We start from the raw sequence: 26,229 nt of genomic DNA on the forward strand, positions 1-26,229 counted from the left end.
TCGGCGGTCATGGCGCGGCCACGTGCGCGCTCGCCTGCGCCAACGCGGCGCGGATCGCCTCGATCTGCTGGCTGACGCCGGCGCGGACTTCGCCGGCCTCCGAGACCACGATGCAGCTCAAGGGGTCGAGACTTTCGTCGTCGACCAGTTCGATCAGACCGACACCCGGATGCGCCTGGCGCACCGCGCCCAGACCTTCGGCGACACGCTCGCGCGCGGAGGGGTGGACGCGGATCATCAGGAACTGCTCGGCCTGCGCCGACTCGACCGCCTGCATCACTAGGGTGGGCACGACGGCAGCAGCATCGAAGCCGGGCGCCAGCCGCTGCACGATCGCACACGCGAGATCGCCGATCCGGCCTGAAGCCTCGGCCAACACGCGCGCGCGACGCTCGTTGAGCGAGGCGAGTTGCTCGGTCATCTGTTGCTTGGCCCGTTCCAGCCCTTCGGCAAACCCCTCTGCATAGCCCTGCTCACGCGCCTTCTGGACCTCCGCGCCCGCTTCGTCGTAGAGGGCGTTGACACGTTCGAGCAGCGCATCGAGTTCACCCAGCGACCGCCACTCCGCGGCGCGGACGATCGGCCCCGCGACGCCGCGCTGGAACTGGCGGCGCTCGAAGACAGCGGCGCTGCCTTCGGATCGGTGGCGTTGGGGAGAAGCGGCGGTCGACATACGCGTTCGAAACTCCGGTGATCCGCGCCGCTCAGGCGGCGACGGCGCGGTTCTGATGATGGGTCTGTACCACGAGCACGGGTTTCTCGGGCAAGTGTGCAGGCGGCAGCGCCTCGGGCGCTTCGAGCAAGCGCGCCCACTGTGCGAGCGCCGGATCGCGATGGCTGGCCCAGGCCTGGAGTTCGGCCCGGCCCTGAATTGCGAAGGTCCGCAGCAGTGTCGTCGTGCCATCGTGCGCGGACAGCGCGTGGCGCAGGGCATCGGCAAGTCGCGTGTGGACATCCGGCTCGACCTTCGCATCCCAGACACTGCGATCGAGCGCGAGCAGATAGCTGCTGCCAAGCGTCGACTTGAGCCGGCGCACCGGCTCGCGTCCGATCTCTGCACGGATCGCGGGTGCGTAGGCGAGTACGCCCAGATCGCGATGCAGCGCGTCCAGACGAACACGGCTCCAGCGCGCGATCAGCGCGCCGGGGCCGTCGGGCGAAGGCGTCAGCAGATGCGAGGCCGGCCCGGCCGCGAGCGCGGTGGCCAACAGGCGACGCCCCAATGCACTGTCACAGGCGCGACACAGCAGGGCGGGATCGAGCCCGCCATCGCCGGCCCCGTGCCAGGCCGGATGCACCTCGGCCAGCAGCGCCCGCAGCGACACGGTCAGCCCTGCCAGCGCTTCGGTGCGGGCTCAGCAGGCGCGGCATGACGCCCTCGCAGGCGGCTGCCGAAGGCGAGCAGCAGTGCGATGATCACGACCACCGCGGCCGCGATGCCGATCGCCAGCGGACTCACCGCCGACAGCGCCATCGCAGTGCCACCGCTCTGTCCGGCCTCCGGCGGCGCCGGCATCGCCACGAACTTGACCGAGACCTGATTGATGTCGGTCAGCCCTTCGACGCCGTCCTTGACCACGATCTTGATGTCGGCCTCGCGGTCGCGGACGCTGGCACCGGGCTGCTCGAAGATCCACACCGCCGCCGACGTCTTGCCGGTCGAGCCACCGAGCGGATCGCGCTCGGGCAGCGCGATGTGCACGCGGGCGTTGGCCACACCCGGCAACATGCTCAGCGTGTGCGAGATCTCCTGCTGCAGGCCGTGGATGTAGCGGCCGCGTTCGTCGGTGGCCGACGACGCAAAGCCTTCCTTTTTGAAGATGTCGCCGAGGTTCTGATAGTGCTGCCGCGGCAGGCCGCGGGCCTCCAGCACCGCCATCGCCTGCGGGATATCACTCTCGGCTACGACGACGTCCCAACCGACCTTGGTCGCCGAGGGCTTCTTCTTGGCCTGGATGCCCGAGCCGATCAACGCGCCCATCATCTCGTTGGCCTGCCGCTCCTCGAGCGCGCTGTACAACGGGCTGCCACCGCAGCCGGCGAGCACCAAGCACGCCAGCAGCACGACCAGCCAGCCCGACCATCGATTACGGTTGGAAAGACGCATCCACGTCACCTCGTCAGGACTGCTGGCGGAACAGCTGCTGGATGCCGTCGGACGTGCGGTTGGCGACGTTCGATGTCATTTCGCACTGGAACAGGAAGTGGTGCGACTTCATCGTCATCTCGATGACCTGGCCAGGCGTCAGTTCCCCGGTGTTCTGGGTCATGGTCTTGGCCAGCGAGTTGATGCTCTCGGCACCACCGTTGAGGTTGTCGACCGCCGACATCAGCATCCGCATGCCCTCCGAGGGCTCGGACGCGCCGACGCTGGCGACGTCGGGCGTCGCGTTGGCGGCCGATGGACTGCCACCGGCACGATTCATCGCCTCGGCGAATTGGTTGACTTCATAGGCATCGGCGACGGGTTGTCCACCGCCCGGTGCCCCTGCCCCCTGTGCCGCGGGCTCGATGCCGACGGCCTGGATTGCGTCCACCATGATGATCTCCTTAGAACGATTGGCGCGTGCCGCTTACTGCTTGCGACCCAGCGTCTCGAGGGCCTGGCCGACGCTGTTCTGCGAGGTCGAGGCATTGTTGGAGAGGAACTGCATGCGCAGGCTCTCGGCGGTGAGTGCGACCACGTTCGACGGCTGATCGCCGCCCTGGCCGATGACGTCCGAGAGGTTGGTGATGCGTGTGGCCTGCGCGTCGAGGGTCTGGCCCCAGGCACGCGACATCGCCTCGTACCAGCTCGAGCTGCCGCCGCCCGCACCGCCGGTGCGCGTGCCGCGGAGCGTGTTCTGATCGTTGTGCATCGATGCGCGACCGATGAAGTTGCCGATCGCGTCGTTGGAGATGGTGGTCATGTCGTGGCTCCTGTCGTCTGCAAAGGGGTGTTAGGCAACGAACGCGGCGCAATGCGCCTTGGGGTTACTGGGTGGTGGCGGCCGGACCGCCGTGGGCCGCACTGTTGCGGGCCGTCGCGACAACGCCGCGGCTGCCGGCCGTGACGCCGGCGACGACCTGTGTGAAGCGTGGATCGACCTGCTCACCGGTCGGCGCCGACGCGGTCGCGGTGTCGTCGAGCGTGGCCACCGGGCCGGGGGTGATCTTGACCAGGTCGCCGCGCGCATTGAGCACATGGGCGGACGCGCCGATGGAGATCAGCCGCCCCTTGCCGGGCAGCTCGTCGCCGGGCACGAAGCGCCGGCCGTCGGAGGCGATCAGATGCGGGTCTTCGCCGCGCACGATCGAGACGATGTGCGGCGGGGGCTCTTCGGGCGCCAGGCCTTGCGACGCGGTGCGCGGCACCTGGCCGTCGGGCGTGCGCGGCAGGATGCGCGCGACACCGGAGATCTCGCTGACCGCCCGCGAGCGGGCCAGGCGCTCGATCTCGGCGCCGTCTTCGAACTCGCCGACCACTTCGACATCGCCGTTGCCGGTGTAGCGGGCCTTCACCGGAATGCCGTGCCCGCGGAACATCTCGGCCACGTCGGCGGCGATGTTCTCGCCGGTACGCAGTTGCAGCGACGCGGCGATGCCTTCGGCCTGGAGCTGCGCGCGCAGCCGTTCGAGCGTCGCGGCGCTGTCGACCGCGCCGGTCACCGACGGCCGTCCATCGACGCCATCGGAAATGCCCGGATTCATCACCCGGTGCTCCTGGAGCAACGCATCGAGCCGATCGCGCGGATCGACCGTGGTCTGCGACCCCGGCAGCACCGCAGCGAAGATCGCCAGCGAGGCGAGCGACAGCGCGGCGATGCCGGCAATCAGGGGCAGCCGACGCACGAAACCCGAGCGCCGCGGCGCCGCCTCATCGGGCGGCGCGAAGACTGTCACAAAGCCGTCCCAGTCCGGATCGTCCTCGCGGCCGAACGCGATTGCGGCCTCGCCCAGTCGCACTGGCTGCACAGTGGCCAGTTCGACCGGATCGCCGGGCTCGACCTGGGTGGCGCCGACCTGGACCGGCGCATCGAGCGCGCGCACCAGGAACCGGCCACCGACCAGCGTCACCAGCGCATGGTGGCTGGCCACGCCGTCGTCGGCGAGGACGATATCGCAGTCCTCACCGCTGCCCACCAGGATCATTTCCTCGTCGCCAAGCACACGGCTTGCGCCAGCGTGCAGGCCGTCGACGATGCGCAGCACTTGGTGCACGGGCCGCGTCGGATTGTCGTTGCGTTGCGTCATGAGTGTCCTCGCTTGGCGTACGCTGCGCGCGGCACCGCGAACATCCGTGCGGCCCGGCGGCATGCGCCCCGGTTTGATACGACATGGTCACGCATTGATCTGCCCCGCCTGCACGATGCGCAGATCCGGTGCCAGTTCCTGGTACGAGAGCACCGGCAGGTCGAAGAAATCGACCTCCATGAGCTTGCGCAGATGCCTGCGCACGTCCAGCGAACACAACAGCACCGGTCGCACGCCGGGGGCTTGCCGGCCCAGGTGCGCACGCACCTCGTTGCCGAGCCGTCCGGCCAGTTCCGGAGAGATCGCAAGCTGGCTGGCACCGCCCGCCACGCGGACCGATTGCCGCAGCTTGTCTTCCAGTTCGGGATGGATCAACAGTACATGCAGCGTGCGCTCGTCGTCTGAATAGCGATCGGCGATCTCGCGCTTGAGCGCGACGCGCACATATTCGGTCAACAGCACCACGTCCTTTTCGCGGCCACCGACATCGGTGATCGCCTCGAAGGCATCGCGCAGGTTGCGGATCGGCACGCCTTCCTCCGACAACCGGCGCAGCACGTCGGCCACACGTTGCGGCGCGACCACGCGCAGCATTTCCTTGACCAGGTCGGGGTAATCGCGCTGCATGCGCGCGAACAGGTTCGAGGTTTCCTGGATGCCGAGGAAGCCGCCCATGCGCCGGCGGATAGCCGCATCGGCATGGTGGGCGAGCACGTCGATGGGCGCCTGCGCGCCGTCGGCCTGCGCCTGGGTCCATTCGCCGGCGATCACCGCAGGATAGAAACCCGGCTGCTTGGCCGCACCGGCCGCGCTGGCCGACTGCGGCTGCAGCCAGGCGTCAGTGCGCAGACGCCCGGTCGCAATGCGCGCGCCGAACGCGGTCAGGCGGTACTCGTCGTCGGCCAGGGTCGGCACGATGCGCATCGACGGCGCCGGTACCGGCACGCCGTACTCCTCGCGCAGGCGCTGCGCGGTCTCGGCAATGCGCACCTCAAGGTTGTGCGCGCCCAGCGCCTGGGCGAGCGCTGGTGAGACCTGCAACTGCAGCGGCGCCGGCGGCGCCAGATCGTCGCGCTCGGTCGCCTGTTGCGCTTCGGCCACGACCTCTTCCTCGCTGACCCGGAACGCGCGGCGCAGCAGTTCGAACTGGTGGCGGTAACGCCAGGCGCTCAGGGTCAGCAGGCCGACGCCCAGAAACAGGAAGACCAGCCACGGGAAGCCGGGCACCAGGGTCATCAGCAAGGCCAGGATGCCGGTGATCAGCAGCACGCGCGGTTGGCCCGCGACCTGGCGGGTGATCGCATCGCCCAGGTGGCGGTCGTCGATCTCGCCGGTGGTGCGGGTGACGACAAGGCCGGCGGCGATCGTCGCCAGGATCGCCGGGATCTGCGAAACCAGGCCATCGCCGATGGTCAGAATGCTGTAGACGTGCGTCGCCTCGGCCAACGGCATGCCCTTCTGCAGCACGCCGATGGCCAGGCCGCCAAGCAGGTTGATCAGGATGATGACGATGCCGGCAATCGCGTCGCCCTTGACGAACTTCATCGCACCATCGAGCGAGCCATGCAGCTGGCTCTCGGTCTCGAGCAGGCGACGCTTGCGGCGGGCCTCGTCCTTGTCGATCAGGCCGGCGCGCAGGTCGGAATCGATCGACAACTGCTTGCCGGGCATCGCATCGAGCGTAAAGCGCGCGGCGACCTCGGCCACGCGCTCGGCGCCCTTGGCGATAACGATGAACTGCACCACGGTGATGATCAAAAAGACCACCAGACCGACGACCAGATTGCCGCCGGCGACCAGCGTGCCGAAGGTCTCGACGATGTGACCGCCTTCGGCGTGCAGCAGGATCGAACGGGTGATCGCGATCGAGATCGCCAGCCGGAACAGTGTGGTCAGCAGCAGCACGCTCGGGAAGCTGGAGAACGCGACCGGCGTGGGGATATAGATGCCCAGCAGCAGCAGGCCGAACCCGATCGAGATGTTCACCGCCACCAGCGTGTCGATGATCACCAGCGGCAGCGGCAGGATCATCACGCTGATGATGGTGACCGCCGCGAACGCCAGGATGACGTCGCTGTAGCCGAACTTGCCGCGGGGCGCGGCGCCGGCGGGCGCGCCGGTCAGGGTGGCGAGCAGGGCCTTCATGCGGCCGCCCCTTGGCACTGGAGCGCACGCACGCGCCGTGACGCGGGCACCGCGCAATTCCGCACTCCGCGCAATCTGGACTTCATTCGGCGCATCTGCCCCTGACCTCGTGCGTCACTTTTTGCCCTTGTACGATACCCTATGGATGTTAGGAAGTGGTCAACCGGATGTTGCAAGCGTGTCGCAAAGCCGGGCGCAAGCAATGTGAAGGCCGCGGGGTCGGGCTGGACCGGGGTGACGCCGGACGTCACGCAGACTTAACGATCTCCAGCGATATTGAAGCGCGCGTCCGTGCGCGTTGCCGTCTCGTTGGCAGGTGCCAGGTCATCGGCCTCCAGATCGGTGACGAACGTCACGGATTGGGCGCCAACACCGATGGCGAACGATCGGCCCGCGCGCGACCGCACCACCACCAGCCGTTCCCGGGGACCGACCGGCAGGATCTGCACCACCGTCAGCGGCGTGTCCCCACTCGACAACCCATAACGACGGCGCAGCAGCCGCAACAGCAACAGCAGGCCAGCGATGATGAAGACCAAAGGCAGCACGATGGCCAGCATTTCGCCGACGAAGGAGTCGCTGGCCGACGCAGCCGGGGCGGCTGGCGCAGCGCTGGCCCATCCTGGCCAGCAAGCGATGGCCAGCAGGCCGGATGCCCGGCGCAGTGCGGAAGAACGGGACGGGCAGGCGGCACGGGTCATGGCATCTTGGCGGGTGCGCACCGGAGCGGTGCCGGCCTACGTTATCAGCGCCGTGCGGGCCGCCGCTGCCGCATGACAGGGGCAACGGGCCCGTCGCGCACCAGCCGCTCGCGGTCAGCGGGGCGCGGCGCGCAATCCGAAGCGCTGGCCGCCGTCCTGGCGGCTGTGCCGTTCGCGTGCGCCGCCTTCGATCGGCGCAGCGGCGCGCTGGTGGCCGCCAATCCACGCTTTTCTGCCGATCTGGGCGCGCTGCCCGGCCACGGCCAGCGTGATGCATTGCTGGCCAGCCTGTATGGCGATCTGACCGGCGAGGCGCGCGGTGAGGAAGTGCGCGCGCCGCACAGCGGCCGCTGGTATGCCCTGCACTGGCGCGACCTCGACTGCGGCGGCCAGGCGTTGTCGCTGCTGACCGCGGTCGACATCAGTGAACGCATCGAGACCCTGGATTCGCACAAGTCACAGCAGGAGAAGCTGCTGTTCACCTCGCGAATGATGTCGGTCGGCGAGATGGCCGCCACCCTCGCGCACGAGCTCAACCAGCCGCTGGCGGCGATCGTGAACTACCTCAACGGCAGCCTGCGGCTGGTCGGCCAGGCCGGTGGCCCGGTCCAGGTCGAGCGCGCGCTGCAGGCCGCGCGCACCCAGGCCGAGCATGCGAGCGCGGTGATCGCACGCGTGCGCGAGTTCGTCCGCGCCCGGGAGCCGCGTCGCGACGCCCAGGAGTTGCCGCTGATCGTCGACACCGTGCTCGAGTTGCTGCGGCTGGAAGCCGAGCGTCAGCAGTTGCGCGTGGAACTGGCGCTGCCGGCCGCCCTGCCGCCGGTCTATGCCGACCGGGTGATGATCGAGCAGGTGCTGCTGAATCTGGTCAAGAACGCGATCGAGGCGATGCGCGAGGTCCCCGCCGCGCAGCGCGGCCTGCGGATCGAGGCCCGGGTCAACCTGGACGACGAGATCGAGGTCCGGGTCTGCGACCGCGGCCCGGGCCTGAGCCCGGCACAGAGCGAGCAGCTGTTCTCGCCGTTCTACACCACCAAATCCGATGGCTTGGGCATTGGCCTTGCGATCTGTCGGTCGATCATCGAGTACCACGAAGGCCGGCTATTCTTCGAGGCCAGGGATGGCGGCGGCAGCGTGTTCGGTTTCACGCTGCCCACGCCCGACAGGAGGATCTAGCGATGCCCGGCACGCCTTGCGTCTATCTGGTCGACGACAACGATGGCTTCCGCGACTCCACGGCCTGGCTGCTGGAGACGGCGAACTTCGAGGTGCGGGCGTTCGCATCCGCCGCCGCGTTCTTGACCGTATTCGACAGCACCCGCCACGGCGGCGACGAGTGCCTGGTCTCGGACATCCGCATGCCCGAGATGAGCGGGCTGCAGTTGCAGGACGAACTGCTGCGCCGCGGCTCCTCGCTGCCGTTGATCTTCGTGACCGCGCACGGTGACGTGCCGCTGGCGGTCGAGGCGATGCGCAAGGGCGCGTCGAATTTCCTGGAAAAGCCCTTCAGCGACGAGGCACTGGTCGAGGCGATCGGCCATGCACTGCGCCGCGAGCGCCGACAGGCGGGCGCGCCCCAGGGCGAGGCGCTGGCGAAACTGAGCCCGCGCGAGCGCCAGGTGCTCGACCTGGTCGTGGCCAGCAAGCCCAACAAGATCATCGCCGACATTCTGGGTATCAGCATCAAGACCGTCGAACTGCATCGCGCGAACATGATGAGCAAACTGGGCGTACGCTCGTTGCCCGAACTGATGAAGGTGGCGCTTGGACATGGCTGACTCGGGCGTATCGACGCCGCCTCGCACTGCGACTCCGCTGCGCGAGCGCATTCCCCACCTGACCGCCGCCCAGGCGCAGGCGCTGCGCGCGCTGCATCGTCGGCGCCGGCAGTGGCCGTCGGCCGCCGGCACGCTGGTCCTGCGCGAAGGCCGCCCCGGCGATCCGGCGGGCGTGTTCGAGCTCGATGCCGATGGCAGCCGGGTGGGCCTGCGCCTGAGCGCAGCACCGGCGGTGGCCGATGAGGATGCGCTGCGCTGGCAGGACCACCAGGGACGGGCGCGCGTGCTCGCCTGGAGCCTGGCGCACGAGGCCGCGCTGGTGCGGCTGAGCGAGGCGCTGGGCACCTCGCTGCTGCCGCTGCCCGACCCGCCGCCGGCACCGGCGCTCGATGTGGTCTGGGTCGACTTCGAACTGCGTGCCGACGATGGCGCGTCGCTGACCGGCAGCCTGCGCGCGAGCGTCGACTGGCTGACCGCCGCGCTCGGCCGCGACGCGGCGACCGATGCCGCAGCCGCCGATACCGGCCACTGGCGCCAGTTGCCGGCGGCCGTGTCGCTGGCGTTGGCCGGCCCGCCGCTGACCGCCGCCGATCTGCGCGACCTGCGCCCCGGTGATGTGGTGATCGTCGGTTCGACCCGCCAGCCGACGCTGCACGCCGAGGCCGTCGGCCTGCGCTGGCCGATCCGGCCCGGCGCCGAGGGCTGGCGGATCGACGGCCCCCCGAGCCCCCAACCCCGATTCCAGGAGAGTGCCCCGATGAGCGACACCGACGCCCCCGACACCCCCGCCGCCGAGGCGCCCGCGCCCGTCGAGGACCCGGCCAGCCGCCTGCCGGTGGAGGTGGCGTTCGAGCTGGGCAAGGTCGAGCTGCGGCTGGGCGATGTCGCCGGCCTGCAGCCGGGCTATGTGTTCGCCCTACCTGCACATCTGGAAGGGGCGAACGTGACGATCCGCGCCAACGGCCGTGTCGCCGGCCAGGGTGAACTGGTCGCGGTCGGCGACACGCTCGGCGTGCGCCTGCTGTCCTGGAGCTGAGGCATGGACTTCAGCACGTTCTCGCCTGCCCTCGTCCTGGTGACGGTGGTCAGCCTGGCGCTGGCGCCGTTCGTGGCGGTGATGGTGACCTCTTTCACCAAGATCGTGGTGGTGCTGAGCCTGTTGCGTAACGCGCTCGGGTTGCAGCAGGTGCCGCCCAACGTGGTCATCAACGGCCTGGCGATCGTGCTGTCGATCTACGTGATGTACCCGGTGATCCTCGACGTCAACGCCGCCGTCGAGGCACGGCTCGAAGGGCGTCCGCCGCCGGCGTCGGTGCAGCGGCAGATCGATGCGCGCGCCCAGCAGCAGGCCGTGCGCGAGGGCCGCGCGATCGAAGTCCGGCCCGCCGCCCCGACCGCCGCGCCGCAGGCCGAAGCGACTGCGACCAGCCCGGCGGCGGCCGATGGCCTGGCCGCCGAAGCGCAGGCCCGCGGCCCGGCGCCCGATCCGATGTTCAGCGCGGTGCGTGGCGGCTCGAGCAACGACCCGCCCGAAGCGCGCGAGCCGGCATTGCCGGCGCTGGCCGAAGAGATCACCCAGCCGGCCGCGCCGAGCGCGGCCCCGGCGGCGAGCGGCGCATTCGACACCAACCGGCTGCTGACGATGATCGACGCCGGCAAGGAGCCGCTGCGCACGTTCCTGATCCAGCACTCCAGCGATGCCGAACGTGCGTTCTTCCTGCGCAGCGTGCAGCGCATGCTGCCGGCCGAGCGTCGCGGCGACCTGACGCCCGACGACTTCATCGTCGTGGTCCCCGCCTTCACCGTCAGCGAACTCACCGCTGCGTTCCAGATCGGCTTTCTGATCTTCCTGCCGTTCTTGATCATCGACCTGGTCGTGGCCAACATCCTGCTCGCCCTGGGCATGATGATGCTCTCGCCCACGACGGTGTCGCTGCCGTTCAAGCTGCTGCTGTTCGTGCTGATCGATGGCTGGGCCAAGCTGGTGCACGGCCTCGTGCTCACTTACGGAACGACCTGATGGGCGACGTCCTGGAGTTCACCAAGGAAGCGCTGTGGCTGGTGCTGCTGCTGTCCGGGCCGCCGGTCGCGGCTGCGGCGCTGATCGGCCTGGTGGTCGCATTCCTGCAGGCGGCCACGCAGTTGCAGGAGCAGACGTTTCCCTACGCGCTGAAGTTCCTGACAGTGGTCATCATGCTGTTTGTGACCGGATCGCTGATCGGCGGCACGCTGTATGTGTTCGCCGACCGCATCTTCCTCGACTTCCCCGGCCTCGTCCGGCGCTGATGTTCGACTTCGCGCAGAACCCGCTGCTGGCGCTCGCGCTGACGCTGCCGCGCGTGGCCGGGGCGTTTTTGATGCTGCCGCTGCTGACCACCGAAACGGTGCCGGCGATGGTGCGCAACAGCTTCATGGTCAGCCTGGCGATCGTGGCGATCCCGATCGCGCTGGCTGGGACGCCGCCGATCGAGGCCGCTGGCACCGCGCACTGGTCGGCGATCGTGCTCAAAGAAACCTTCATCGGCATCTCGATCGGGTTCTGCTACGGCATCGTGTTCTGGGCGATCAGCTCGGCCGGCGTGATCATCGACACCCAGGTGGGCATGTCGATGGCGCAGATCTTCGATCCGATCCAGGGCCACCAGACCTCGCTGCATGGCGAGTTCCTGTCGCAGCTCTCGTCGTGGCTGTTCATGGCCAGCGGCGCATTCCTGGTGTTCCTCGACCTGCTGATGACCAGCTACACGGTGTGGCCGGTCATGAGTTTCTTCCCCGACATCCGGCTCAGCGGCATGGCCTTGTTCGTCGGGCAGTTCAGTTATCTGATGACAGCGATGCTGCTGCTCGCAGCCCCGGCGATGGTGATCCTGCTGGTCATCGACCTGTCGTTCGGCCTGGTCAACCGCTACGCGCCGCAGCTCAACGTGTTCGCGCTGACGATGCCGATCAAGGCGTGGCTGGCGACGGCGATCATCCTGCTGATGCTCGGCGTGTTCGTCGAGATCGTGATGCGCCGGCTGGTCGACAACAGCGGACTGGTGAACGCCTTGAAGAGCGCGTTCGGCGGCTAGCCGTTCGCCTTCATGGCGCATCGCGCCACGTAGGCGTCGGCTGTGTCTCCGCCGCCGTTCCGCGCGAGCGCTTGAAGCCGCATTGATTTGCGCGTGTGTTGATTCTTTCGTTGGGTCTTTTGGGAGCTCTGGGATTGGCTGAGGCCGCGACGATTGGCTTCAGCTGTGGCTGTGGCTTCCAGCCTTTGACGTTCGAGCCGTAAAGCGAGCCGAGCACCGGAGCCTGACGTGGCCGAAGAGCAGCCCATGTCTGAGCGCAGCGAGTTTGGGCTGCGTGCCGCGTCAGACGAGGAGCGCAGGGGACCGATGCGGCTTCATCGCATCGGATCGCGTCCGGCGAAGGGACTTTTTGGTTCCTTTTTGGTCCTTCAAAAAGGAACTTGCACGCGTAGCGGGCGAAAGCCGTGCACTTGCGTTGTTCGCTTTCCCTCGGCAACAGAATCGAATGCGAAGAACAGAGCTTCCGCGCTGTTCGCGCGGCTTACTTTTGTCTTGTCAAAAGTAAGCAAAACCGCCGTCGCCGGACGCGATCTGCCGCATGAAGCCGCGGCAGGCCCCTGCGCTTCTCGGACGACGGGGCACGCAGCCCAAACTCGCTGCGCTCAGACATGGGCTGCTCTTCGGCCCCGCCGCCCTGCGATGCTCGGCTCGCTTTACGGCTCGAACATCAAATGCGCAAAGCAACGGCAACGGCAACGGCAACGGCAACGAGCGTAGCCCTTTCGCGCCACTCCGAACCCCGCCAGACACGATATCCCTATCCGATCCGCAATTTTGCAGCAGTCACGCCGCGCGCACGCCACAACGCTCGAAATCAGATCCCGTCAGCGCATCGGATCGCGCGGATCCTCGAACCGCTGAAGGATCGACGGGTCGTCGGCCAGCGGTGGCGCGGGCGCAGGCTCGGCCGCCAGGCCGATCTCCTCGCGCATGTCCTCGGGCGGCACGAACTCGGGTGGCTCAGGGCGCGATTCGCCCGCGCGCATGCCCTCGGCCCAGTACAGCACCTGGGCGACGGCCTCGAAGAATTCGTTGCCGATGTAGTCGTCGATCTCCACGCGCGCATTGAGGCCACGTGCCAAGGGCACGTTCTGCAGGATCGGCACACCCGATTCCTCGGCCACGCGCCGGATCTCCTCGGCCATGTGCCCCTCGCCCTTGGCCACGACCAGCGGCAGGTCGTCGGTGCCCTGCTCGTACTGCAGGGCGACGGCGATGTGGGTGGGATTGGTCACGACAACGCTCGATCCGCGGACGGCATTGAGCATGTTCTGCTGCGACCACTCCTGGTGCAACTGCTTGCGCCGCTGCTTGACGTAAGGGTCGCCCTCGTTCTCCTTGACCTCCTGCTTGATGTCGCGCCGGCTCATGCGCAGCTTCTTGATGTAGGAGAACTTCTGGTACGAGGCATCGACCGCGGAGACGAAGAAGAACACGAAGATCGTCCAGATGCCGATCCACTTGAGCGCATGCCAGATCGCGCTGCCGATCGCGGCGGGTTGAGCGAACGGCAGGTTCAGCAGGCTGGGGATCATGCCCCAGAGCACGAAACCGCCGATGGCGATCAGCGCCACGCTCTTGAATATCGACTTGATCAGCTCGATGAGATTGTCCATCGAGAACATCTTCTTGATGCCGCTGACCGGGTTCATCTTCGACAGATCGGGCGTGACCTTCTTCATCGAGGCCACCGGCCCGACCTGCAGGAACTCCACCAGCAGCCCCAGCAGCACGGCCATCAACAGCAGCGGCAGGGTCATCGACAGGAACACCTGCGCAGCCAACGGCACGACGGTGCGCAGCGCGATGTCGAAGGGCTGATTCAAGACCTCGAGCGCTTGCTCGAACAGCCCGCGCACGCGACGGAACATGAAGCCCATCAACAGCCAGCCGCCGACTAGCCAGCCCATCACCAGCACGGTGCTGGTCAGTTCCCGGCTTTTGCTGACATTGCCTTCCTTGCGGGCGTCCTTGAGCTTCTTGCTGGTAGGCTGTTCGGTCTTGTCGGCGCCTTCGTTCTGCTCTGCCATGCGGGCCTGCACCGGCGCATCACGGGGATCTGGAGGCTAGCACGCAGCGCGCAGGCATCGCGCAGTGCGTGGAGCACAAGGACGCCGGGTGCCGGCCATCGTGCATTCATGTTGAGAGGGCCAGCCGCCGGCGAGGGCGCGCCCCCCTAGGGCCAGCCCGAGATAGCCCGCATGTGGCACCGGCGTTACAGTCGCGCCATCGTCGCCACGAGCGGCCTCCACGGACCCCAGCGGACACAGCATGAGCGGTATCTCCTCCAACACCGGCTTCACCGCCGCCAGCCTAGAACGGCTGGGCAGCCAGGTCGCATTCGACGACCTGCGCCAGCCCGATGGCAGCGGGCTCGTCGGTCTGGGCGAGGCCGACGGTGCGCTGGCCGCCCGCGGTCCGCAGGCCGATCCGGGCGAGGACATGCTCAATGCGGTCGCATGGGACGATGTCCCGGCCGGATCGCGGCTGTTCGCCGGCGACCGCGCGTTCGAAGGCCGACTCGCCGGCCTGGACCTGGCCGCTGCCGCCGATCACGGCACCGACGCGATCCTCGACGCACTCGCCTAGGGCGACGCACGCACGACGCGCTAGAGTGCCGTCGTCCTTGTTGGCTGTCCTTCGATGAACGCCGTGCCCTCCGCGCAATCCCTGCGTGCCGCCGCCGACCGCCTGGTGTCGGCGCTGGCTGCGCATTCCGATCCCGAGTACCGATTGACCGTCCTCAAGCGACTGGCGCGACGCCTGGGCGAGGACCGCTATCCGTTATTCCTGCGTCTGCTGCAGGTGGTCGCCGAGAGCGATGACGCCTACGCGCAGCGCCTGGTCGCCGATACCTTCGGCACCGCGCTGCGTCGCATGGACCTGCCCGGCGGCGCGCTGAGTTCGTGGGGTGCGACCCGCCTGCCCGACGCCAGCGGCCCGGTCGCGGCCAGCGCGTTCTCCGGCCAGTTCTTCGGCGGCACGCCGCGCCGTCTGCTCGGGCCGGTGGAGTACCTGACGGTCTGGCATCTGCAGCGGACCCAGCGCACCGCATTGTCGGCGCAGACCTTCCGCAAGAGCCTGGCGCGGATGATCGCGCTGCTCAACCGCAGCGAGGATGCCCGCACGCTGTATCCGCAGAAACTCGCCGCCGATGCCCAGAACGAGCTGGAAGGCGCCTACACCCGCGCCACGCGCGAGCGGTTGGCCGCGATCGCCGCGGCCTGGCGTGCCGGGCGCACGCCCGACGAGATCGCCCAGGCCGCGCTCGATGCCGCGGCCGCCGACACCCCGCGCGGCTGGGTCACGCACGATCTGTGAGCGCGGCCCGGGCGGCTCACTTGTCGTGAGCGACCCGGCCATTGCAGGATGGTCGGTCTGAGGGGGCCGAGGAGAATCGCCGGATGCACGCGCACGCGCCGACCCGCCGCCGGCTCCGCCGGCGCCCGCATCGTGCCTGCACGGCGTTGTTGCCGCTGCTGCTATGGCTGGGCGGCTGCGACCGGCCGGCGCCCGAGACCGCACCGACGCCGACCGGCGGCGCGACCCCGGTCGAGGCGGTCACGGTCCTGACCGCACACCTACGCGGCGGGGATCTGGCCGCGTTTGCGCGCGATGCGCTGCCGGCCGATCTGGCGCCGGCGCTCGAGCACGCTTGGCGCGAGGACCGCACTCGATGGCCGCTGTCGGAACTGCCGCTGTCGGGGCAGATTCCTGCGGCACTGGCCGCGCTGCACGCGGCGGACGCCGAACGCGCGCTGCTGGCGACCTTCGATCGGCAGTTCGCCGGTGCCGACGGCGAGCTGCGCTCGACGGCGCGGGCCCTGGCCGTGTTCGCGACCCAGTATCTGACCCAGTCGCCGGGGTTCAGCGACGACGAGCGCCAGCACTACACCCAACTGGTGGCGGCCACCGGCGAGTGGGCGGCCCGCGCGCCGTTGGCCGACCGCGCCCTCGCCCAGCAGACCGTCGAGGCATTGACTGCGGCGGTCCGGCGCAGCGCCCTCGACGGCGACGCTGCCCTCGGCCGGGCCGGGATGGCGGCCGGGCTGCGCCGCCTGTCGCCCGTGTTCGAGGTCGCCAAGCAGCAGTTGCGCGCCTACGGCCTGGATCTGGATGCGAGCTTCGACAGCGTCACGCCAACGCTGGCCTCGCAGACCGGCGACCAGGCGCGCGTGCGGCTGCGCTACCTGCTCGATGGCCGTTCGATCGATGCCGAGATCGGCGTCGAGCGCGTGGCCGGGCGCTGGTACGTGTCCGACTTCCTGCGCCACGCCCGCACCGCGGCCGCGCCCCCGCCGGGCCCCTGACGCCCGCCGCGCGGAGCCGCTTGGGCATAATGCCGCCGATGCCCGACCAACCGACCTTCCCCTTTCCCGACGACGCGCGCCCCCGGCGCGACGGCGATGACGCCACCTCGGTGCCCACCGCCGCGGCGCCGGAACCCGCCGCAGCACCGGCCGACGCAGGCGCTCGCGCCGCGCACGAGGCCCCCCAGGCGGACGCTGCGAGCCCGGCGCAGGCCGCCGATGCGCCCCCTGCCACCGACACGCGTACGCCTCTCGTGCCGCGCCCAGCGGCCACGCCCCGCCGCGCCGCACGCAGGCCATGGTGGGCCGGCCTGCTCGACCGGCTCCTGCGCCCCTGGATCGGGCTGAAGGTCGAACCCCAGGCCCCGGAGACGCTGGTCGACCACCGCCCGGTCTGTTACGTGCTCGAGGACTACGGCCTGTCGAACGCGCTGATTCTCGAGCGCGCCTGCCGCGACGCCGGCCTGCCGTCGCCGCTGCAGCCGCTGCCCGGCGATCCGCTGGGGCGCAAGCGCGCCTACGTCGCGCTGTCGCGGCGCAATGCCGGTAGTGCGCTGGCGCTGGCGGCCGGCAAGCCGCCATCGAAATCGACGCATTCCGAATCGCTCTCGCGCCTGCTCGAAGCGCACCGGCTCGATCCCACGCTCGACGTGCAGGTGGTGCCAGTCTCGATCTTCGTCGGTCGCTCGCCCGACAAGGCCAACGGCTGGTTCTCGGTGCTGTTCTCGGAGAACTGGACGATCGTCGGCCGTTTCCGCCGCTTGCTGTCGATCCTGCTCAACGGCCGCGACACGCTGGTGCGCTTCGCCGAGCCGGTCGCAGTGCGGCCGCTGCTCGACGAGGACCTGGGCGCCGAACGCACGGTGCGCAAGCTCTCGCGCGTGCTGCGCACGCACTTCAACCGCATGCGCGAGGCCATCATCGGCCCCGATCTGTCGACCCGCCGGCTGCTGGTCGACAAGGTGCTCGCCGCGCCGTCGGTCAAGGACGCGATCGCCGACCAGGCGCGACGCGACAACAGCCGGCCGGAGGATGCCTGGAAGAAGGCGCACGCCTACGCCTACGAGATCGCCGCCGACTACTCGCACCCGCTGGTGCGTTCGGCCAGCTTCCTGCTGACTACGGTGTGGAACCGGATCTTCCGCGGCGTGCTGGTCCACCACCTGGACCGCTTCAAGGAAGCCGCGCCCGGGCACGAGATCGTCTACGTGCCCAGCCACCGCAGCCACATGGACTACCTGCTGCTGTCGTACCTGCTCTACGGCCGCGGCATCGTGCCGCCGCACATCTTCGCCGGCGTCAATCTCAACCTGCCGGTGATCGGCACACTGCTGCGCAAGGGCGGCGCGTTCTTCGCCCGGCGCAGCTTCCGCGGCAATGCGCTGTATTCGGCGGTGTTCTCCGAATACATGGCGCAGCTGGTCGGCGGCGGCTATTCGATCGAGTACTTCATCGAGGGCGGTCGCTCGCGCACCGGCCGGCTGCTGCCGCCCAAGGGCGGCGCGCTGGCGATGACCCTGCGCGCCTATCTGCGCGAGCCGCGCAAGCCGGTGCTGTTCCAGCCGGTGTACATCGGCTACGAAAAGCTGATGGAGGGCAGCAGCTACCTCGACGAGCTGTCGGGCAAGGCCAAGAAGAAGGAATCGATCTGGCGCTTGCTGTGGGGCATTCCGCAGGTGCTGCGCAGCAACTACGGCCAGGTGGTGGTGAACTTCGGCGAGCCGATCCACCTCAATGCGGTGCTCGCCGAACTGGCGCCCGACTGGGACGGCCGCGCCGTGCCCGAGGACGCCAAGCCGGCGTGGCTTGCGAGCACGATCGACGTGCTGGCCCAGCGCATCCACGTCAACATCAACCGCGCAGCCGACGTCAATCCGATCAACCTGCTCTCGCTCGCACTGCTGTCCACACCCAAGCATGCGATGGGCGAAGCCGACCTGCTGGCGCAGATCGCGCTGTCCAAGCAGTTGCTCGACGACGTGCCGTATTCGGATCGGGTCACGCTGACGCCGCACACCCCGGCGGAGATCGTCGCCCACGGCGAGGAGATCGGCGTGCTCGAACGCGTCGCCCACCCGCTGGGCGATGTGCTGCGGGTCGGCGACGACGAGCAGGCGGTGCTGCTGACCTACTTCCGCAACAACGTGCTGCACCTGTACACCGCCTCGGCGTGGATCGCCTGCTGCTTTCTGCACAACCGCCGCATGAGCCGGCACACGCTGCTGCGGCTGGGTCGTACGATGTATCCGTTCCTGCAGGCCGAGCTGTTCCTGCCTTGGACCGAGGACGTCTTCGCCGACCGGATCGAACGCACCTTGGCCACCTTCGTGCGCGAGGGACTGCTCGAACCGCTCGCCGACGACCATGACGGCGATCCGGTCTACGCCCGCAACGCCGGACAGAGCGACGAAGTGTTCCGGCTGCGTGCGCTCAGCCACCCGCTGCAGCAGGCATTCGAGCGCTACTACATCGCGATCTCGGTGCTGGCCAAGAACGGTCCGGGCACGCTGGGCGCCGGCGAACTCGAGGGCCTGTGCCAGTTGGCCGCGCAGCGCCTGTCGCTGCTCTACGCGCCGGCCGCACCGGAGTTCTTCGACAAATCGCTGTTCCGCGGCTTCATCCAGAAGCTGCGCGAACTGGGCCTCGTCCGGCTCGACGGCAACAGCAAGCTGGTGTTCGACGAGCGTCTGACCGCACTGGCCAAGGACGCGAAGGTGATCCTGGGCCGCGAGCTGCGGCATTCGATCGAGAAAGTCAGCCCCGAAGCAGTGCGCGCCGAACCGGCACCGCCGGCCGCCGCAGCCGATTAAGGCGACCGCGCCGCGGTCCGGTCGACGGGCGCGGCGTCGCTGCGGTGTGCGGCCCGTACGGTGTCGATCATCGCATCGCTATCGGCGATCAACCCCGGCTTGTCCAACTTGATCGCGATCGCGCGGCCGCGCTGCGCAGCATCCAGCGCCTCGTTGGGGCGCTGCCGCTCCAGCAGCCAACGTGCCTGCATTGCCAGCACGCTGTGCAACACGCCATCGGCGAACATCGTGCCGGTTGCGGCCGCATCGCGTTCCAGGCCGGTCAATGCCGCGAGCGTGTCCGTATCGTTCTCGCCATAGCGCACCAGAAATCCGCATTCGGCCAAGCGGACCATCATCGCGTCCTGGCTGTCGGGCCCGAACTGGCGCGCGGCGTCGCGCTTGCCCAGGACCAGCTGACGCGCCGCCTCGGCCTTGCGACCGGTGGTGGCGAGCAGCATCGCATAGCCACCACGGTGATGCGCCGAGACATCGCCGTGCGCCGCGACACTGCTTGCGATCGCAGCCCCGAGCGTATCGCGCGCCCGGATCAGGTCGGGATCGTCGGCGCCGTCACCGGCCCGCGCCCAAAGGTGGCTGGCCATCAGGAAGCGCGCCTCGAGCGTGAACTCCTGATCCGGCCCATAGTGCCGCTGGTAGATACGCAGCGCGCGTCCGGTCCGCTCGAACGCGCGGGGCATGTCGCGCGCATAGGCGGCCAGATGCCCTTGGGCCATGTACGCGCGCGCGACAGCGGGATGGTCCGCCCCCAGCGCCTCGGCCAGAATGCGCTCGGCCTGGTCCGCGGTCTCGCTTGCGCCGGCCAGATCGGCGTTGAGGATCTGGATGAAGGCGAGTTCGGCCAAGGCCATTCCGGTCTGCGGATGGCGCTCGCCCAGGGTCGCGCGCCGCCGCTCGATCAGTTGGTTCGCTAGCGCCAGCGCGCGTTGCTCGCGCCCAGGCTGGCGCGACGCGCGCACGGTGCGGATCAAGGATTCGCGGGCGTCATCGGCCAGGATAGGGGCCGTGTCGTCGGTCAGTGCGATCGCACGCAGCAGGTCGGCCTCCGATTCCTGCATCCGCATGCGCCAACGCAGCCAGATTCCGCGCTGGGTCAGCAACTGCGCAGTGATGTTGTCGGCCACCGCCGGCGGCAGGCGCCCCGCTTCGCCGATCGCCTGATCGAGCGTCGCGAACGCGGCCTGCGAGCGACCCTGTCCCGACTCGGCCACCGCGCGCTGCGCGAGCAGCCGCAGGTGGGCGAGCCGGTGCTGATCGGTCAGCCGGACCGGCAGGCGCGCCAGGCCTGCGCGGACCGTCACCTCGGCGTCGGCATGCTGGGCCTGAAGATTCTGGATCTGCGCCAGCGTCGCCAGATTGAAGGCGGCGGCCAGAGGATCCCGCGGGCCGATCATCTGTGCCGCCTCGCGCGCCAACGCCTCGGCCCGCCGGTAGTCCCCGGCGACGGCCCAACCGCGTGCAAGCACCGACAGTCCCCGCGCCCCCATGCCGTCCGCATCGTCGCCCACGGCCTGCCGGCGCAACCCCTGCTCGAGCGAGACCAGCAGTGCCGACCGGGTCGGCGGCAGATCGCCCAACTCGGACACCGCGGCCATGCCCAGCATCGATTCGAAGAAGCGGTCGGCCTGGCTGGCGACCGCGGCCTCTCGGCTTCCGCGCCACAGGTGCCCGCCGAGCAGGCCAACGACCGCCATCGCCAGGACCGCGCCCGCAGGCATCAGCACGCGTTTCATGCGCGACACCGACGCTGGGCCCGTGCGACCCAGCCAGGCCGTGAGCGCGTCGGTCAGCGCGTCGACGCTCGCAAAGCGCTGGTCGGGAGCCGTTGCGACAGCGCGCAGCACGATGGCGTCGAGCGGCCCGCGCAGCTGCCGCGCCAGGCCCGCCGCCGACGACGCGGCACGCGCGCGGATGGCGGACGCATCGAGCTTGGCCACCCAAGATGACGGCGCCCGCGGCGGCCCCGATGCCAGCGGCCCAACGCAAGGGCCGTCACCGCACAGCAGCCGGCACAGCAGCACACCCAGCGCGTAGACGTCCACGCGCACATCCTGCGATCCGCTCGCCAGCGCTTCAGGCGCGGTGTAGCCGCTGGTCATCGCCAACCGCTGCGACGTTGTGAGCACATCGGAAGACAGCAGCATCGACAGCCCGAAATCCAGCAGTCGCGGACGGCCCTGGGACGTCACCAGCAGGTTGGACGGCTTGATGTCCTGGTGCACGAGACCGCGCTGATGAGCATAGGCGACCTGGCCGCAAGCCTCGACGAACAGCGCGACGCGCGCACGAATCGACAGTGCATTCGCATCGCACCATTGGTCGATCGCAAGCCCGTCGACCAACGGCATGGCGTACCAGGGGCGCCCGGCGTCGTCCACGCCGCCGTCGAGCAACGGCACGATGTCAGGATGGGTCAGGTCGGCCAGCATATTGCGTTCGGCGAGAAAGGCCTCGACCAGGCGCAGAGAGACGAGGTCGTCGCGGATGCACTTCAGCGCCACGATCTGCCGCAGTTGCGCATCGCAGCGCCGGGCCCGATAGACCGTGCCCATCCCGCCCCGCCCCAGTACCCCGATGATCTCCCACGCGCCGATCCGAGCACCGATACGCGGATCGGCCTCAGGTTCTTCAGCCTGCGCTTCCAGCAGCCCCGCAATCGCGGGGAACGGCGCATCCGCGATCACGTCGCCCCGACGATCGGCATCGAGCAGTGCCGACAGCGCCCCGTGCAGCGCGGGATCGGATTCGGCCAGCCGGGCCAGTTTCCTGGCCCGCCACCAGCGCGGCAGTCGCACATAGGCGTCGAACAGATCGAACGCGCGTCGCTGGATCGCGGGCTCTGAAGACGGCGGTGTATCGATGGCGGAGCTCCTCACTGTCCCGGGTCGGCGGGGATGAACTAGCATGCATCGACCGCGATCGATCGTCAGGACTGGAGACGAACCCGGCCCATGGACGCGACAGCCCCCCCCGCCCCGGTGCAGCACGACGCGATCGGGAAGCGCGATGGCGACGCGCTCGACCCGGCGATCGCCCGCCTGTTGGCCGAGGCCAGCGACGGGGACGCGGCCGCGTGGGACGCGATCTATCGCCTCCTCTACGACGATTTGCACCGCATCGCCAGGTCGGAGATCCGTCGGCTGGCGATCGCCACCCACTCACCGACCTCACTGATCAGCGAGACCTGGATCAAGCTCGCACGCGCCGATGTCCCGGCTGCCTCACGCGGTCACCTTGTTGCGCTGCTCGCTCGGGCGATGCGGTTCGTACTGGTCGACCAGGCGCGACGGACCACTGCCGGCAAGCGGGGGCGGGACGTGCTGGTCGCCACACCCGCCAGCGAGCACGATGCAGCCTGCGGTTCGCTGGCGCTCGATCAGCTCCTGAGCGTCCACTGCGCCCTGCAATCGCTCGAGACGCTCGACCCGCGCTTGGCGCGCGTCGTCGAGCTGCGCTACTTCGGTGGGCTCGACGAGGCAGCCATCGCATCGCTGCTCGGAGTCACCGTGCGCACCATCCGACGGGACTGGCGCAAGGCCCGCGCCTTCCTGCAGGCACAGCTGGGTGCTCCGGACGCGGCCCCTGTCCAGCCGACACGCGATCCCGCCTAGGTCCGCAGTCCGGCTGTCGTCGACAGCATGTCCTGTCGCGGCGGCTTTCTACGAGGTGTTGAACAGGGGACGGCGTGCACGCCCCATCCCGGGTCGTGCGCCCGGTGCATCGCGATGGCAGCGCGCCCACGCGCGGCCCGTCGATTTCTGCATCCCGCAACCGAACGTCCGATTTCCGAAACAGGCAGGTATGTCCACCCATCACCTAGAGCACCCTCCAAGCACGCTCGGGCCGCTCGCACCCGGTGACTGCGCGCACACATGGCGCATCGTTGCCGGCCGGATCGGCCCCGACGCGGCCGGACGCTTCGAGCGCGTCGGCGACGGACTGCGTCTGCATCTCGACGACGGTGCTGTGCTGACGATCCGGCACCTGTTCCCCGCTGACGCGGCCTCGCCGGACGCGACGCCGCGCGATCCGCCCGATACCCGGGCACCGCGTGCCGCGCCCACCGACGCCGATGCCCCGGCACGCCCGACACCACCGGCATCGCCCCGCCAGCGGACAGCAGCGAAGGCGGCACCTGGCGGCTCGACGGGCATGGCTGGCACCTCGTCTCGCCCGGCGGCCATAGCATCGATCTCACGCTCGCCGAACAGCGACTCCTGGCACGCTTGGCCGCATGCCCCGGACACCCGGTGGCGCGCGCCACGTTGATCCATTGTCTGGCCGACGACATCGACACCTTCGACCCGCATCGCCTGGAAGTGCTGGTCTATCGATTGCGGCGCAAGTGCATCCGGGTCGCGGGCACCGAACTGCCCCTGCGCACGGTACACGGACTGGGCTACATGCTGACCTGGTAAATCGCCCGGCACGCCGCGCGCGGGCTACGGGCGCCTGCTGCCGACACTGACGGGTCAGGCCGGTTCGTCGGGGATCAGCGACGATTCGAGCTGCGCGATCGCATCGCGCAGCGCCAGCTTGCGCTTCTTCAGTCGCTTGAGCATGACCTCATCGTGCAGGGGATCGTGCTGCAGCCGATCGATCAACGCGTCGAGCTCGCGATGCTCGCCGCGCAGCGCGACAAGACGCTGGGCGGGGGAGTCGTCGGCACGCTCGAAAGCCATGGCGGTGAGCTTACCCGAGCGGTCGCGGCTCCGCTTGGCGCCTGCGCCTGGCCCTGCAAGAATGCGATCGCGCCAGTCGGGGGATGGCGCGGCGCCGACGCCTCGCGTCGCCCATCGTCGATCCGCGGCGCCTCCGGCCGCGTCCGCTTTGGGAAAGACACGATGCGAATCCAAGCAAGCTCTCTGTCGATCGCCTGCGCCGCGCTGCTCGCCGCCTGCGCCACTTCCGCCAGCGCCGAGTCCAAGTACGACGGCTACCTGTGCTGCAACCTGCGCAGCGACGGCAGTTGGATCAGCGACAGCAACTATGCCGAGAACGGCAAGCGGGTGATCCCGGCCGGCACCCCGGCCAGTGTCACCGGCCACGGCCGCTACCGCGTCAACGTCCGGATCGACGGCCAACGCCAGTCGATCGGCAACGACTACAGCCGCGACCTGGATCTGGACACCTTTGCACGCCGCTACGTCGTGACCGAGGACCCGGCGGCGAAGATCGCGAGCTGGCCGGCCAAGGTGCAGGAGGCGGTGCGCCGCGCCAAGATCACCCCGGGCATGACCCGCGAGCAGGTCATCACCTCGCTCGGCTATCCGATCAGCAGCGAGAACCCCGACCTCGAGGCGCCGCTGTGGCGCTACTGGCTCAGCAGCTTCGCCGAGTTCCAGGTGCTGTTCGACGGGTCCGGTCGCGTGCGCGACATCAGCACCGACGCCAACACCCGCAACCTGGTCTGGGTGCCCTGACGCTGCGGCCGGCGCCCGTCGAACACGGGCGCCCGCCTCACAGCGGATGCAGGCGCAGCCCGTCCGCATCCAGCCGCAGGCCGATGTCGAGCCCGATCGCCTCGAGCAGGTCGGCATCGTGGGACACCACGAGCAGCGCACCGGGCCAGGCGCGCAGCAGCGCGACCAGCGCATCGACGCTGGCCGGATCGAGGTGACTGGCCGGCTCGTCGAGCAGCAACAACGGTGCGGCCGGCCTGCCCCACGCGGCTGCAGCGATCGCCACACGCATCCGCTCGCCGCCCGAGAGCGTGCGCATCGGCCGTTCGACATGCGCGCGGCCCAGCCCCAGCAACGCGAGCCGGGTCGCGATCGTCGCGCGGGCATCGCCGGGCATCGCCGCCTGCAACCAGTCCAGCGCCCCGGTCTCGCCGGGCAGGCCGTCGAGATGCTGATCGAGCGTCTGCGCCGGCACCAGCGCCCGGGCCGAACCGCTGGCGAGCCTGGCCCGGCCGAGCAGCGCGCGCAGCAGGGTGCTCTTGCCACTGCCGTTGCGGCCGGTCAGCCCGATCCGGACCGGCCCGCTCGCCTGCCAGTCGAGCGCGGCCGCCGGCTGGGCGCAGGTCGGATGCGCCTGCGCGAAGGCCAGCACCTGCCGGCCCGGCGGCAAGACGACGGCCGCCTGCACGAACTGCGGCGTGGCGGGGGCATCGAGCGCATCGAAGGCCGCGCGTACCGCCTGCTCGCCGGCGTCGAGCCGCTGGGTGAGCGCGACCCGGCGACGGCCCTGGCCGCGCTCGGCGTTGTCGGCGAGGCGATCGAGCAGCAGCGGCGACTGGTTGGTGTCGCGATCGGCGCGGCGGCCGCGGGCCTGTCGTCGTTCCAGGCGCTCGCGCTCGCGTGCGACCGCCTGCTGGGTCCGTGTCCGCGCGACCCGTGCCTGGTGCAACGCCGCCTCGCCTTGGCGCAGGCGGTCTGCGCGCACGGCGCGCCAGGCGGCAAGCCCGCCGTCGACACGATGCAGTGCGCCGGCTCGCAGTTCGAACAACCGCGGCATCGCATGCAGCCACGCCGGGTCGTGGCTCGCCACGAGCACCGCGCCGCCGCGGCGCGCGAACACGTCATGCCAGTGCATCGAGGCCTCGGCGTCGAGGAAGGTGCTCGGCTCGTCCAGCAGCAGGATCGGCGCGGCCGAATGCGCGATCGCCAGCAGGCGCAGTTGCTGGCGCTCGCCACCCGACAACTGCGCCGGATCCGCGTCCAGGCCGACCCGCGTCAGACCCAAGGCATCCAGGCGCTCGCGCCAGGTCGTCTCCAGCGTCCAGTCCTCGCCGACGCGCACCACATCCTCGGCGCTGCCGTCGCCGGCCAGCAGCCGGCGCAAGGCATCCAGGCGCGGGCCGTCGCCAAGCAGGTCGATCACCCGCGCCGGCAACGTCGCCGGCACCTGCGGCAGCCAGGCCAGGTCCGCGGTGCGGTGCACCCGGCCGCCCTCGGGGGATCGGTCGCCGGCGAGCTGGCGCAGCAGGGTCGACTTGCCGCTGCCGTTGTCACCGACCAGCGCGCTCGGCCCGGCGGGCAGGCGCAGGTCGAGGCCGGCGTAGAGCACCCGCCCATCGGCGAGCGTCGCCGTCAGGTTGCGGGCATGCAGCGGATCGGAAAGGGCGGCGTCCGACGGGACGACACCGGCCGGGGCGAAGCCCGGGAACGGAACGAAGGACATGACGTGACCTGTGCGCAGACTCGAATGGCGCCCTCGTGCGGAGGACGGCGGATCGG

The 26,229-nt window shown here is 69.6% G+C and carries 23 protein-coding genes and 2 pseudogenes; 13 read left to right on the forward strand and 12 right to left on the reverse strand.

Features of this window, described 5'->3' with window-relative positions; genetic code table 11:
* Positions 1 to 7: 7 nt before the first annotated feature.
* From BEN78_05490 to BEN78_05525, 8 genes are all read right to left on the reverse strand, one after another.
* Positions 8 to 673 carry a hypothetical protein gene (locus BEN78_05490; protein ID ASR42916.1) on the reverse strand — a complete coding sequence of 222 codons (666 nt, stop codon included), beginning with the start codon at positions 671 to 673 and terminating at the stop codon, positions 8 to 10.
* Between the two features lie 31 nt (positions 674 to 704).
* Positions 705 to 1,325, reverse strand: coding sequence for a hypothetical protein (locus BEN78_05495; protein ID ASR42917.1), 621 nt, complete (start codon positions 1,323 to 1,325; stop codon positions 705 to 707).
* A 2-nt stretch (positions 1,326 to 1,327) separates the two neighbouring features.
* Positions 1,328 to 2,065 carry a hypothetical protein gene (locus BEN78_05500; protein ID ASR42918.1) on the reverse strand — a complete coding sequence of 246 codons (738 nt, stop codon included), beginning with the start codon at positions 2,063 to 2,065 and terminating at the stop codon, positions 1,328 to 1,330.
* A gap of 55 nt (positions 2,066 to 2,120) precedes the next feature.
* Positions 2,121 to 2,540, reverse strand: a complete 420-nt coding sequence (locus tag BEN78_05505; protein ID ASR42919.1) for a hypothetical protein — start codon at positions 2,538 to 2,540, stop codon at positions 2,121 to 2,123.
* 33 nt (positions 2,541 to 2,573) lie between these two features.
* Positions 2,574 to 2,909 (reverse strand): hypothetical protein, encoded by a 336-nt coding sequence (locus BEN78_05510; protein ID ASR42920.1) that lies wholly within the window; start codon positions 2,907 to 2,909, stop codon positions 2,574 to 2,576.
* 64 nt (positions 2,910 to 2,973) lie between these two features.
* Positions 2,974 to 4,233, reverse strand: a complete 1,260-nt coding sequence (locus BEN78_05515; GenBank protein ASR42921.1) for a hypothetical protein — start codon at positions 4,231 to 4,233, stop codon at positions 2,974 to 2,976.
* Positions 4,234 to 4,320: 87 nt separating this feature from the next.
* Positions 4,321 to 6,357: a hypothetical protein gene (locus BEN78_05520; GenBank protein ASR44936.1), complete on the reverse strand. Its 2,037-nt coding sequence runs from the start codon at positions 6,355 to 6,357 to the stop codon at positions 4,321 to 4,323.
* A gap of 278 nt (positions 6,358 to 6,635) precedes the next feature.
* The gene (locus BEN78_05525) at positions 6,636 to 6,938 is read right to left on the reverse strand and encodes a hypothetical protein (GenBank protein ID ASR42922.1); all 303 of its coding nucleotides are present in this window, start codon (positions 6,936 to 6,938) and stop codon (positions 6,636 to 6,638) included.
* 306 nt (positions 6,939 to 7,244) lie between these two features.
* Here BEN78_05525 and BEN78_05530 point away from each other — a divergent pair, with 306 nt between their 5' ends.
* From BEN78_05530 to BEN78_05560, 7 genes and pseudogenes are all read left to right on the forward strand, one after another.
* Positions 7,245 to 8,255, forward strand: coding sequence for a hypothetical protein (locus BEN78_05530; GenBank protein ASR42923.1), 1,011 nt, complete (start codon positions 7,245 to 7,247; stop codon positions 8,253 to 8,255).
* A gap of 2 nt (positions 8,256 to 8,257) precedes the next feature.
* A complete protein-coding gene (locus tag BEN78_05535) occupies positions 8,258 to 8,857 on the forward strand; it encodes a hypothetical protein (protein ASR42924.1) in 600 nt (199 codons plus the stop codon).
* Positions 8,850 to 9,893 (forward strand): hypothetical protein, encoded by a 1,044-nt coding sequence (locus BEN78_05540; protein ASR42925.1) that lies wholly within the window; start codon positions 8,850 to 8,852, stop codon positions 9,891 to 9,893. Before BEN78_05535 ends, BEN78_05540 begins: the two co-directional genes overlap by 8 nt.
* 3 nt (positions 9,894 to 9,896) lie before the next feature.
* A pseudogene (gene ssaR / locus BEN78_05545) lies at positions 9,897 to 10,124 on the forward strand (EscR/YscR/HrcR family type III secretion system export apparatus protein).
* A 354-nt stretch (positions 10,125 to 10,478) separates the two neighbouring features.
* A pseudogene (gene ssaR, locus BEN78_05550) lies at positions 10,479 to 10,877 on the forward strand (EscR/YscR/HrcR family type III secretion system export apparatus protein).
* Complete coding sequence (locus BEN78_05555) at positions 10,877 to 11,143, forward strand: EscS/YscS/HrcS family type III secretion system export apparatus protein (GenBank protein ASR42926.1); 267 nt, start codon at positions 10,877 to 10,879, stop codon at positions 11,141 to 11,143. The pseudogene ssaR (BEN78_05550) and the gene BEN78_05555 overlap by 1 nt, the downstream one beginning before the upstream one ends.
* Positions 11,143 to 11,928: an EscT/YscT/HrcT family type III secretion system export apparatus protein gene (locus BEN78_05560; GenBank protein ID ASR42927.1), complete on the forward strand. Its 786-nt coding sequence runs from the start codon at positions 11,143 to 11,145 to the stop codon at positions 11,926 to 11,928. The genes BEN78_05555 and BEN78_05560 overlap by 1 nt, the downstream gene beginning before the upstream one ends.
* A gap of 824 nt (positions 11,929 to 12,752) precedes the next feature.
* Here the strand turns inward: BEN78_05560 and BEN78_05565 are convergent.
* A complete protein-coding gene (locus BEN78_05565; GenBank protein ID ASR42928.1) occupies positions 12,753 to 13,958 on the reverse strand; it encodes a hypothetical protein in 1,206 nt (401 codons plus the stop codon).
* A 241-nt stretch (positions 13,959 to 14,199) separates the two neighbouring features.
* On the opposite strand from BEN78_05565, the gene BEN78_05570 reads away from it, so the two are divergent.
* From BEN78_05570 to BEN78_05585, 4 genes are all read left to right on the forward strand, one after another.
* Entirely contained in the window at positions 14,200 to 14,517 is a 318-nt protein-coding gene (locus BEN78_05570; GenBank protein ID ASR42929.1) for a hypothetical protein, read from the forward strand.
* Positions 14,518 to 14,571: 54 nt separating this feature from the next.
* Positions 14,572 to 15,249: a hypothetical protein gene (locus BEN78_05575; protein ID ASR42930.1), complete on the forward strand. Its 678-nt coding sequence runs from the start codon at positions 14,572 to 14,574 to the stop codon at positions 15,247 to 15,249.
* An 83-nt stretch (positions 15,250 to 15,332) separates the two neighbouring features.
* Positions 15,333 to 16,238: a hypothetical protein gene (locus BEN78_05580; protein ASR42931.1), complete on the forward strand. Its 906-nt coding sequence runs from the start codon at positions 15,333 to 15,335 to the stop codon at positions 16,236 to 16,238.
* A 110-nt stretch (positions 16,239 to 16,348) separates the two neighbouring features.
* The gene (locus BEN78_05585) at positions 16,349 to 19,048 is read left to right on the forward strand and encodes a glycerol-3-phosphate 1-O-acyltransferase (protein ASR44937.1); all 2,700 of its coding nucleotides are present in this window, start codon (positions 16,349 to 16,351) and stop codon (positions 19,046 to 19,048) included.
* Here BEN78_05585 and BEN78_05590 read toward each other — a convergent pair.
* Positions 19,045 to 21,924: a hypothetical protein gene (locus BEN78_05590; protein ID ASR42932.1), complete on the reverse strand. Its 2,880-nt coding sequence runs from the start codon at positions 21,922 to 21,924 to the stop codon at positions 19,045 to 19,047. The two genes, BEN78_05585 and BEN78_05590, sit on opposite strands and share 4 nt — an antisense overlap.
* A gap of 153 nt (positions 21,925 to 22,077) precedes the next feature.
* Between BEN78_05590 and BEN78_05595 the strand changes: the two genes are divergently transcribed.
* On the forward strand, positions 22,078 to 22,659 hold the full coding sequence (locus BEN78_05595; GenBank protein ID ASR44938.1) for a hypothetical protein: 582 nt from the start codon (positions 22,078 to 22,080) through the stop codon (positions 22,657 to 22,659).
* An 861-nt stretch (positions 22,660 to 23,520) separates the two neighbouring features.
* Here BEN78_05595 and BEN78_05600 read toward each other — a convergent pair.
* Positions 23,521 to 23,730 carry a hypothetical protein gene (locus BEN78_05600; protein ID ASR42933.1) on the reverse strand — a complete coding sequence of 70 codons (210 nt, stop codon included), beginning with the start codon at positions 23,728 to 23,730 and terminating at the stop codon, positions 23,521 to 23,523.
* A gap of 162 nt (positions 23,731 to 23,892) precedes the next feature.
* Between BEN78_05600 and BEN78_05605 the strand changes: the two genes are divergently transcribed.
* A complete protein-coding gene (locus tag BEN78_05605; protein ID ASR42934.1) occupies positions 23,893 to 24,471 on the forward strand; it encodes a hypothetical protein in 579 nt (192 codons plus the stop codon).
* 37 nt (positions 24,472 to 24,508) lie between these two features.
* On the opposite strand, the gene BEN78_05610 is transcribed toward BEN78_05605, so the two are convergent.
* Complete coding sequence (locus BEN78_05610; protein ASR44939.1) at positions 24,509 to 26,101, reverse strand: hypothetical protein; 1,593 nt, start codon at positions 26,099 to 26,101, stop codon at positions 24,509 to 24,511.
* Between the last annotated feature and the right edge of the window lie 128 nt (positions 26,102 to 26,229).

This window comes from Xanthomonas citri pv. mangiferaeindicae (assembly GCA_002240395.1).
Lineage (GTDB): Bacteria > Pseudomonadota > Gammaproteobacteria > Xanthomonadales > Xanthomonadaceae > Luteimonas > Luteimonas citri_A.

What these genes read in the sequence shown, in the direction of transcription:
- BEN78_05560 (ASR42927.1), top strand. Translation starts at nt 11,143, where the DNA reads ATGTTCGACTTCGCGCAGAACCCGCTGCTGGCGCTCGCGCTGACGCTG.
- BEN78_05540 (ASR42925.1), top strand. Translation starts at nt 8,850, where the DNA reads ATGGCTGACTCGGGCGTATCGACGCCGCCTCGCACTGCGACTCCGCTG.
- BEN78_05515 (ASR42921.1), bottom strand. Translation starts at nt 4,233, where the DNA reads ATGACGCAACGCAACGACAATCCGACGCGGCCCGTGCACCAAGTGCTG.
- BEN78_05605 (ASR42934.1), top strand. Translation starts at nt 23,893, where the DNA reads ATGCGAATCCAAGCAAGCTCTCTGTCGATCGCCTGCGCCGCGCTGCTC.
- BEN78_05525 (ASR42922.1), bottom strand. Translation starts at nt 6,938, where the DNA reads ATGCTGGCCATCGTGCTGCCTTTGGTCTTCATCATCGCTGGCCTGCTG.
- BEN78_05555 (ASR42926.1), top strand. Translation starts at nt 10,877, where the DNA reads ATGGGCGACGTCCTGGAGTTCACCAAGGAAGCGCTGTGGCTGGTGCTG.
- BEN78_05535 (ASR42924.1), top strand. Translation starts at nt 8,258, where the DNA reads ATGCCCGGCACGCCTTGCGTCTATCTGGTCGACGACAACGATGGCTTC.
- BEN78_05565 (ASR42928.1), bottom strand. Translation starts at nt 13,958, where the DNA reads ATGGCAGAGCAGAACGAAGGCGCCGACAAGACCGAACAGCCTACCAGC.
- BEN78_05505 (ASR42919.1), bottom strand. Translation starts at nt 2,540, where the DNA reads ATGGTGGACGCAATCCAGGCCGTCGGCATCGAGCCCGCGGCACAGGGG.
- BEN78_05580 (ASR42931.1), top strand. Translation starts at nt 15,333, where the DNA reads ATGCACGCGCACGCGCCGACCCGCCGCCGGCTCCGCCGGCGCCCGCAT.
- BEN78_05600 (ASR42933.1), bottom strand. Translation starts at nt 23,730, where the DNA reads ATGGCTTTCGAGCGTGCCGACGACTCCCCCGCCCAGCGTCTTGTCGCG.
- BEN78_05570 (ASR42929.1), top strand. Translation starts at nt 14,200, where the DNA reads ATGAGCGGTATCTCCTCCAACACCGGCTTCACCGCCGCCAGCCTAGAA.
- BEN78_05490 (ASR42916.1), bottom strand. Translation starts at nt 673, where the DNA reads ATGTCGACCGCCGCTTCTCCCCAACGCCACCGATCCGAAGGCAGCGCC.
- BEN78_05510 (ASR42920.1), bottom strand. Translation starts at nt 2,909, where the DNA reads ATGACCACCATCTCCAACGACGCGATCGGCAACTTCATCGGTCGCGCA.
- BEN78_05575 (ASR42930.1), top strand. Translation starts at nt 14,572, where the DNA reads ATGAACGCCGTGCCCTCCGCGCAATCCCTGCGTGCCGCCGCCGACCGC.